This window comes from Burkholderia sp. Ac-20353, assembly GCF_017104785.1.
GTDB lineage: Bacteria > Pseudomonadota > Gammaproteobacteria > Burkholderiales > Burkholderiaceae > Burkholderia.
Genome location: NZ_JAAGPL010000305.1, coordinates 1 through 6,691 on the forward strand (window position 1 = coordinate 1; position 6,691 = coordinate 6,691).

Annotated in this window: 7 protein-coding genes; 3 read left to right on the forward strand and 4 right to left on the reverse strand. The window is 69.5% G+C overall.

What is annotated here, in order from left to right; all coding sequences use genetic code 11:
• The 4 genes from G3N94_RS38635 to G3N94_RS38650 form a co-directional block, all read right to left on the reverse strand.
• A partial coding sequence (locus G3N94_RS38635; protein ID WP_205799465.1) for a sugar ABC transporter substrate-binding protein occupies positions 1-1,321 on the reverse strand: 1,321 nt, incomplete at its 3' end.
• A gap of 50 nt (positions 1,322-1,371) precedes the next feature.
• On the reverse strand, positions 1,372-2,709 hold the full coding sequence (locus G3N94_RS38640) for a D-tagatose-bisphosphate aldolase, class II, non-catalytic subunit (RefSeq protein ID WP_205799466.1): 1,338 nt from the start codon (positions 2,707-2,709) through the stop codon (positions 1,372-1,374).
• On the reverse strand, positions 2,697-3,653 hold the full coding sequence (locus G3N94_RS38645; RefSeq protein WP_205799470.1) for a sugar kinase: 957 nt from the start codon (positions 3,651-3,653) through the stop codon (positions 2,697-2,699). Before G3N94_RS38645 ends, G3N94_RS38640 begins: the two co-directional genes overlap by 13 nt.
• Before the next feature lie 93 nt (positions 3,654-3,746).
• On the reverse strand, positions 3,747-4,523 hold the full coding sequence (locus G3N94_RS38650; RefSeq protein WP_205799467.1) for an L-iditol 2-dehydrogenase: 777 nt from the start codon (positions 4,521-4,523) through the stop codon (positions 3,747-3,749).
• Positions 4,524-4,926: 403 nt separating this feature from the next.
• Between G3N94_RS38650 and G3N94_RS38655 the strand changes: the two genes are divergently transcribed.
• From G3N94_RS38655 to G3N94_RS38665, 3 genes are all read left to right on the forward strand, one after another.
• Entirely contained in the window at positions 4,927-5,388 is a 462-nt protein-coding gene (locus tag G3N94_RS38655; protein ID WP_185732176.1) for a Fur family transcriptional regulator, read from the forward strand.
• A 47-nt stretch (positions 5,389-5,435) separates the two neighbouring features.
• A complete protein-coding gene (locus tag G3N94_RS38660; RefSeq protein ID WP_205799468.1) occupies positions 5,436-6,401 on the forward strand; it encodes a metal ABC transporter solute-binding protein in 966 nt (321 codons plus the stop codon).
• Positions 6,398-6,691 (forward strand): ATP-binding cassette domain-containing protein (locus G3N94_RS38665; RefSeq protein WP_205799469.1); only part of this gene is annotated, 294 nt, incomplete at its 3' end. The genes G3N94_RS38660 and G3N94_RS38665, both read left to right, overlap by 4 nt.

Consider the following 6,691-nt stretch of genomic DNA (forward strand, 5'->3'; position numbering starts at 1 on the left):
TCTGGTAGCCGGCCTGCCGCGCCGCGCGATCGGCCGCCGCCTGCCCGGCCGCGAGCGCCTGGTCGACCGTCATCTGCCCGGCAACCGCGCCCGCGATGCTCTGCCCGACGACCGTGCCGAACGACTGGAATTCAGGAATGCCGACGTACTGCACGCCCGTATACGGCACCTTCTTCGCCGCCGGATCGTTCGGGTCGGCCGTCTCGATCGCCTTCAGCACGAAGTCCGAGAACGGCGCGGCGGCCTTGTACTCGGCGCGCTGGTAGGTCGACGTGCGCGTTCCGGGCGGCACCGACGCCCAGCCTTCATCCTTGCCGACCATCTCGATGTACTGCTTCGACGTCGACCACGCGATGAATTTCTTCGCCGCGTCCTGCTGCTTCGACGTCTTCGGGATCGCGAGCGCCCACGCCCACAGCCAGTGCGAGCCCTTCGGCGTTGCGGCGACCGGCGCGGCCGCGAAGCCGATCCGGTCGGCGACCTGCGACTGCTGCTTGTTGTAGAGCATCCCGGCCGCGACCGTCGCGTCGATCCACATCGCGCACTTGCCCGACGCGGTCAGCGTGAGGTTCTCGTTGAAGCCGTTCGAGCTCGCTCCCGGCGGGCCGTTCTTCTTCAGCAGGTTCACGTAGAAACTGATCGCCTTCTTCCACTCGGGCGACGTGAGCTGCGCATTCCACTTTTCGTCGAACCAGCGCCCGCCGAACGTGTTCACGACCGTCGACACGTACGCCATGTTCTCGCCCCAGCCGGCCTTGCCGCGCAGGCAGATCCCGTAGATGCCGTTCGACTTGTCGGTCAGCTTGTCCGCGAATTCGGCGATCTGGTCGTAGGTCGGCTGGTCGGGCATCTTGAGGCCCTTCGCCGCGAACAGGTCCTTGCGGTAGAACGTCATCGAGCTTTCGACATAGAACGGCAGCGCGTACAGCTGGCCGTTGTACGACAGGCTGTCGCGCGCGGTCTTCACGATGTCGTTCAGGTCGTAGTCGGCCGGCAGGTTCGCGACCGGCGCGAGCCAGCCGCGCTTGCCCCATTGCGGCGTCTCGTAGGTACCGATCGCCATCACGTCGAACTGGCCGCTGCCGGTCGTGATGTCGGTCGTCGCGCGCTGGCGCAGCACGTTCTCCTCGAGGATCACCCAGTTCAGCCTGATGTCGGGGTTCGCCTTCTCGAACGCCGGCGACAGCTTCTTCAGCTCGATCATGTCGGGGTTGTTCAGCGTCGCGATCGTCAGCGTCGCGGCGTGTGCCGCGCACGCGGCGGCCGCGAGCGCGGCTCCGGCAACGCAGCGTGCGGCGGCGTCGAACCTCTTTCGTTGCATGGCTTGTCTCCTGGGTGTTTTCGGTTTGTCGTATGTCGATGGATGGCCGGTCAGCCCGGCCGCTGCATCCCGCACGCGCGCGCATAACGCGCGATCACGTCGCGTATCCGGTGGCGGGCCCACGCGCGCGGGTCTGCCGCGAGCGCGCCCGCGCGGCGCGCCGTGTACACGTCTGGCAGCCATTGCGCGACGAGCGTCTCGGGCACGGGCTGGCGCGCGAGATTGCCGAACAACCGCTCGACGGCGGCCGCGACGGACGGCTGCAGCCAGTAGTAGCGAATGCGGTCGCTGTAGCTGAACTGCCGCGCAAGCCGCTGCGCCGTTTCGTCGCCGCGGTAGTACGGCGCCCAGTGTTCGGGCTGCGCGCGCATCGCCGCGTCGACGACGTCGCGCAGTTGAGAACGCTGCGATGCGTCGCCGATCAGCGCGTCCTCGATGAAGGTGAGCGCGAACAGCGCCTCGCGCAGTGCGAACGTCAGCGCGGGGCCCACCTTCAGGATCGCGAAATGGTCGCGCACCAGCGCGGCGAGCGCGGGCTCGGTCTGGTAGTCGGTCGAATGCGCCTCGAACACGAGGCCCGGCGTATGCAGGATGCTTGCGCCGAGCGACGCGGCCTTCGCGCTGTCGTAGTCGAGCACGTGACGGTCGTCGAAATCGACGCCGGGCTGCGCGACGATCGCGACGACCCGGGTCCAAGCGTCGTCGAGACCGTGCGCCGCGAACGCGGCGCGATGCGCGTCGAGCGTCGCCGCAATGCTGTCGGTGCGCGTCACGGCGATCTCGGCGGCTCCGCCGCCGGCCTCGCCGCCCGGCGTCGGCACTTCGGTGCCGATCACGTAGACGGGCGCCTGCCCGCTGCGCGCCGCGGCGTCCTCCGCCGCGCGGCACAAGCGCGCCGCGCGGGACGCGATCGTGCGGTCGTCGAGCGGACCCGCGTCGTCCGCGCACGCCATGCTCGCATCGAGATGGAGCTTCATGAAGCCGGCCTCGACGTACGCGGCGACCATCGCGTCGGCCTCGCGCATCGCGTCGGCCGCGCGGCCATGCCGCCACGGGTTTGGCCCCAGATGGTCGCCGCCAAGTACCAGCGCGGACGGCGCAAGGCCGCACCGCGCGGCAATCGCGTCGACGTCGCGCCGGAAATCGGCGGGCGTCATCCCCGTGTAGCCGCCCAGATGGTTCACCTGGTTGCAGGTCGCCTCGACCAGCAGCGGCGAGCCGTCCGCACGCGCGGCTTCGCACGCGGCTTCGAGCACCAGCCGGTGCGCGCTGCACACCGCGTAGATCCCGCGCTGCGCGTCGCCACGGTTCGCGTCGAAGATCATCCTCAGCACTGCGTTCGACTGCGCGATGCGCGGGCGTTCGAGCGTCGTCGTCAGGCCGGACATGCGACACCCCGCTCGGTCAGGAAGCGCTCGATCTCGGCGGCGCTGCTGTTGCCTTCCATCGGGCCGCGTCGCGTGACCGCGAGCGCGCCCGCCGCATTCGCGCGGCGCAGCGCCGCGTCGATCGGCAGCCCTTCGACGAGGCTCGCGACCAGCGTGCCGCCGAAGCAGTCGCCCGCGCCGGTCGGATCGACTTCATCGACCGGCCAGGCCGGCACGTCGACGCGGCTCGCGCGGTCGAACGCGGTGCTGCCGGCCGCGCCGCGCTTCAGCACGATGCGCTCCATCAGCGGATGCGTCGCGAGCAGCCCCGCGATCGCCCGCTCGGCCGGCTGCGGCCCGCAGAAGAATGGCAGGTCCGCTTCGCTCGGCAGGAACAGGTGGCAAGCGGCGAGCATGTCGTCGAGTGCCGCGCGCATCGGCGCAAAGCTCAGCATCTCGGCGCGTACGTTCGGATCGAACGAGATCTTCGCGCCCGCACGCGCGGCCTCGATCACGCCGCGCTGGATCGCCGCGATCGACGCTTCGCTCGTCAGCGACGAACCCATCACGTGGAAGTAGCGGCAGCCGTCGAACATCCGCGCGTCGATGTCGGACGCGTCGAAACAGCCGGCCGCGCTCGTCGCGATCTGGTAAACGAAGCTGCGCGAGCCGTCGTCGCGATACGCGACGAACGCTGTGCCGGTCGGCCGCGCGACGCGACGGATGCCGCCGACGTCGACGCCGTCGCGGATGAGCCGCGCGACGATCGCGTCGCCGAACGCATCGCGGCCGACGCAGCCCGCAAACGCGACGCTGGCGCCGAGTCGTGCGGCCTGGTCCGCGAAGATCGCGGGTGCGCCGCTCGGGAACGGCCCGTCGAACGCGCCCGGCGCGTCGAAGCCCTGGCCGCGCTTCGTGGCGACGAATTCGGCCAGCAGTTCGCCGGCGGTGACGATCGCGGCCATCACGCGTGCCCTCCGGAAAGCCGTGCGCAATGGGCCGTCGCCGGCAGCGGCAGCGGCAGCGGTGAACGAAGCGAACGTGGACGCCGTTTCATGTCAGCTCATCCAGTTGCCGCCGTCGACGTTCAGCGTCTGGGCGGTGATGTAGTCGGCATCGGCCGACGCGAGGAACAGCGCGGCGCCCGTCAGGTCGGCGGGCAGCCCCATGCGGCCGAGCGGCACCGCTTCGCCGACGAGCCGCTTCTTCTCGCCGAGCGGACGGTCTTCATAGCGCGCGAACAGCGCGTCGACCTGCTCCCACATCGGCGTGTCGACGACGCCCGGCGCAATCCCGTTCACGTTGATCCGGTGCGGCGCGAGCGCGAGCGCGGCCGACTGCGTATAGCTGATCACCGCGGCCTTGGTCGCGCAGTAGTGCGAAACGAGTGGCTCGCCACGACGTCCTGCCTGCGACGACATGTTGACGATCTTGCCGCCGCGCCCCTGCTCGACCATCTGTTGCGCGACCGCCTGCATCAGGAAGAACAGCCCTTTCACGTTGACGGCGAACAGGCGGTCGAACACGTCCCACGATTCGTCGAGCAGCGGGCGCATGTCGAACAGCGCCGCGTTGTTGAACAGGATGTCGATGCCGCCGAACCGCTCGACCGCGGTCGCGACGATGCGTGCGATGTCGTCGCGGCGCGTGACGTCCGCGCTGACGGCGACCGCCCGCCCGGGGTTCGCGTCGATCAGCCGCGCGAGCGAGCCGCCGGCCGGTTTCACGTCGACGAGCACGCAGCGCGCGCCCTCGTCCAGATAGCGTTGCGCGACCGCTTCGCCGATGCCGCTCGCGGCGCCCGTCAGGATCGCGACCTTGTCCTGCAATCTCACTGGCTGTCTCCGGTTCGTTCTGCGTTGTGCGATGTGCCGCAAAGTGAGCGAATGCTCGCGACACGAATAATTGCTCTGTCTGCGATCAAATGATCGGATACGGAACCGGGGCTGTCAAGGCGGATCGGGCCGGTTTCGATGATGCAGTGCGGCAGAACGGCACCACATCGACGGCCGCAGGCGCAGGCGGGACAACGGTGAGCGGGACAGGTTGCGGCGCGGGCGGACCCGCGGCGGGACCGGCGGCGGGATCGGCGCGGGACGGGCAATGCGACGGAAGGCTGGACGGGCGACAGGACCGCCTTTGGCGCGGGCGGGAAGAAACGGGACGGATGGCCGCATGCGCAGCGCGACGATACGTTATATCATCGCGATATCTTCGTTCCATCGCCCGCATCGCGCCATGGCTACTACCTCGTCAATCGCCGCCCGCCTGTCCCGCGCCGACGCGTTCGCCGCCGAGCACGGGCTCGCGTGGACGCCGCTACGCCGGCAGGTCTACGAACGCGTGCTCGCCGCGCAGCGCCCGATCGGCGCGTACGACCTGCTCGCCGAACTCGAGCCGCAGCGCGGCCGGGTGCCGCCCACGACCGTGTATCGCGCGCTGGATTTCCTCGTCGAGCACGGCTTCATCCACCGGATCGAATCGAAGAACGCATTCTTCGCGTGCTGCGAGATCGGCGTGCCGCACGAAGGCCAGTTCCTGATCTGCGAATCCTGCGGCGAGACCGTCGAGATTCCGGGCGGCGACCTCGCGAAGCAGCTGTCCGCGAGCGCGCCCGCGCATGGCTTCGAGGTTCATCACCAGGTCGTCGAGCTGAGCGGCCTGTGCGGACACTGCAAGACCAAGCCGGCGCAGCGCTGACGCCCATCGCGCGGCCGACGCGCCGCCCCTTCCGAACGAGGAGTTTCATGTCCATTGCCCTGACGCGTGCCCCACTGTCCGCCACGCAGGCCCCCTTTTCACGCCCGGTTTCGCGCTCCTTTTCGCGTTCCCTTCCGCGCCCCGTCCGCTGGCTCGCTGCCGGCCTCGCCGCGCTGTCGCTCGCGGTGCCCGCGCTCGCGCAGGCGGCCGCCATCAACGTGGTTGCGGCCGAGAACTTCTATGGTGACGTCGTCACGCAGATCGGCGGCCGCCATGTCGCGGTGACGAGCATCCTCAGCAATCCCGACCAGGATCCGCACCTGTTCGAGGCGAGCCCGAAAACCGCGCGCGCGCTGCAGCAGGCGCAGCTCGTGATCTACAACGGCGCCGATTACGATCCGTGGATGGGCAAGCTGCTCGCGGCGTCGAAGCAGGCGAAGCGCGCGACGATCGTCGTCGCGGATCTCGTCGGCAAGAAGGCCGGCGACAATCCGCACCTGTGGTACGACCCGGCGACGATGCCTGCCGCCGCGCGCGCGATCGCCGCCGAGCTCGGTCACGCGGACCCGGCGAACAAGGCCGACTACGACGCGAACCTGCAGAAGTTCGTCGCATCGCTGAAACCCGTCGACGACAAGGTCGCCGCGCTGCGCGCGCAATACAAGGGCGTGCCCGTGACGGCCACCGAGCCCGTGTTCGGCTACATGGCCGACGCGATCGGCCTCGACATGCGCAACCAGCGCTTCCAGCTCGCGACGATGAACAACACCGAGGCGAGCGCGCAGGATGTCGCCGCGTTCGAGAACGACCTGCGCAACAAGCAGGTGCGCGTGCTGATCTACAACAGCCAGGCCGAGGAACCGATGACGAAGCGGATGCTGAAGATCGCGCGCAGCGGCGGCGTGCCGACCGTCAGCGTCACCGAGACGCAGCCGGCCGGCAAGACCTTCCAGCAATGGATGGCCGGCCAGCTCGACGCGCTCGGCAAGGCCCTCTCCACCCGCAAGCCATGACCCCCAACAATCCCCACGCACTCGAACTCGATCGCGTCACGCTCGAACTGGGCGGACGCACGATCCTGCGCGACGTCAGCTTCTCGATCGAGCCCGGCGAATTCGTCGGCGTGCTCGGGCCGAATGGCGCCGGCAAGACGACGCTGATGCGCGCGGTGCTCGGCCTCGTGCCGGTCGCCGGCGGCGCGCTGCGCGTCGGCGACGCGCTGGTCGCGCGCGGCAATCCGTCGATCGGCTACATGCCGCAGATCCGCAGCGGCCTCGCGAACCGCCGGATGCGCGGCTACGAC

Coding starts and splice junctions, on each gene's coding strand:
- G3N94_RS38640 (WP_205799466.1), bottom strand. CDS start 2,709: ATGTCCGGCCTGACGACGACGCTCGAACGCCCGCGCATCGCGCAGTCG.
- G3N94_RS38645 (WP_205799470.1), bottom strand. CDS start 3,653: ATGGCCGCGATCGTCACCGCCGGCGAACTGCTGGCCGAATTCGTCGCC.
- G3N94_RS38655 (WP_185732176.1), top strand. CDS start 4,927: ATGGCTACTACCTCGTCAATCGCCGCCCGCCTGTCCCGCGCCGACGCG.
- G3N94_RS38660 (WP_205799468.1), top strand. CDS start 5,436: ATGTCCATTGCCCTGACGCGTGCCCCACTGTCCGCCACGCAGGCCCCC.